Annotated in this window: 1 protein-coding gene; it reads right to left on the reverse strand. The window is 50.1% G+C overall.

Translation table 11 applies throughout. The features are described 5' to 3' along the window. Positions 1 to 169 precede the first annotated feature (169 nt). The gene (locus tag EKM86_RS12225) at positions 170 to 1,537 is read right to left on the reverse strand and encodes an IS1380 family transposase (RefSeq protein ID WP_164506282.1); all 1,368 of its coding nucleotides are present in this window, start codon (positions 1,535 to 1,537) and stop codon (positions 170 to 172) included. Between the last annotated feature and the right edge of the window lie 85 nt (positions 1,538 to 1,622).

Raw genomic sequence — 1,622 nt, forward strand, 5'->3', positions numbered from 1 at the left:
CCTGGATTATTCACCTCGGTATTTGGGACATGAAATCGCATCTGGCCGGTCTGAAAGCAACGTTTGGAGCGTTGCGAATACTGACTGAGCGGAGAAGTTGGTGATCGATGCACCACGAACAGACCGACCCAGTTTTCGGCTCGACGCACGACCTATTCAGTTATTCAGTTCAGGTCGCCAACTGATGGACTTCGTCCATGAGCCGACTAAACCAGTTCTTGTAAACATAGTTAGAAGCAAGATGAATCACCACACGACGGGCGTGCCAAGTAATCCTACCGGCGATGTGAAAGAGACTGAACCGTAGCGAGGAGATGGTTGAACGACGGTCTTCCGAGACAAAGAGCTGTTTAAAGAGCTGAACCAGGTTATAGGCAATACCGGTGATCAAGGCTCGTGCAGTGTTCCGTGCAAAAGTTGAGCTGTCTGTTTTGTCAAAGCCAAACCCGCATTTCAGCTCCTTAATTTGGTTCTCAGCATTGCCCCGCTGCCTATAGGTCTTGAACAAAGTCTCTGGAGCCTCGGAGGCCAGGCTGGTCACTACGAATGCGTGGTTCCAGGGAACTAGCTCATCTGCCGTATGAGTAGAACATACGATAACACGGCGAGCTTTACCCCATGACGCGGCCTGATACTTGAATTCGTGGTAGACGCATTTGCTCTCTTCATATTTTGGAGGGCAATTCACTAAGGCCGTTTCTGCCAGCTTCCCAAGCTTTGAATTTGCCTTGAGTCGAACCAAAAAGTCGACGCCATGTGTGTCGCACATCTCGTAAAATTTTGGCGCAGCAAACCCCGAATCGCCTCGAATGATGACGCTGGTGCTTTGAGGGAGCGCCGATAGGCGCGAAAAAGTTGTCTCGACGAACTTATCGGCTTCCTTGCCGGTGTACTCATTGCCAGGGCGCATCAAGGCGTCTAAGAGCAACCCGGACTCTTGATCAAATACAACCTGAGGGTGATATCCATAGGCCATATAGTGAGCGTTGAAGGCGGACCGTTCTTGATTACCGAAAGTATCACAATGCGTTGAGTCTATATCCAGCACGAAGCGGGATTGACCACTAAGACGGAAAGCCAAGGCGGCTACTTGCCAGATAAGCTTCCGAAAGTCATCTAGGTCGGCGTCTTCAAGGCGCTTGAAAAACCGTGAAAGTGAGGGCTGTGAGACTAGCCGAGAGCTACCCAAGGTGGCCGCCAGTACGGGATCACGTTGCCAGTCATTGGCACTACTGTCATGTAAATACCCGGCAACGTCGAGCAACAATTTTTCCAAGAAGATGTCGATCATCGAGGCCTTCCAGAATCGTCGTTGGTCTGGTAACTTGAGGCACTGATTGGCAAGTTGCCTAAAGTTGATACGATGAAGAAACTCTTGGAACAAAACGAGCCCGGCGTCATTTGAAAGTTGACCGCCGTCGGCGGTCACAGTCACATTGGTATTGCATTGCAGGGATAAGCTGGTTAAAGTTGAGATGGTGTGAAGCCTCGCTTTCGTGATGGTTTTCGTCGACTCAACCTTAGCATATAGGCGCACCCAATGGGTGAAACACCAAAGCAGCGCAGTCCCGTGTGAATCGTGGGATTGCGCTGCTTTTTTGAAATTCTATGAATAATCCAGG

Origin of the sequence: Lacticaseibacillus hegangensis, assembly GCF_003946465.1 — a bacterium.
In the GTDB taxonomy this organism is placed as follows: Bacteria; Bacillota; Bacilli; order Lactobacillales; family Lactobacillaceae; genus Lacticaseibacillus; species Lacticaseibacillus hegangensis.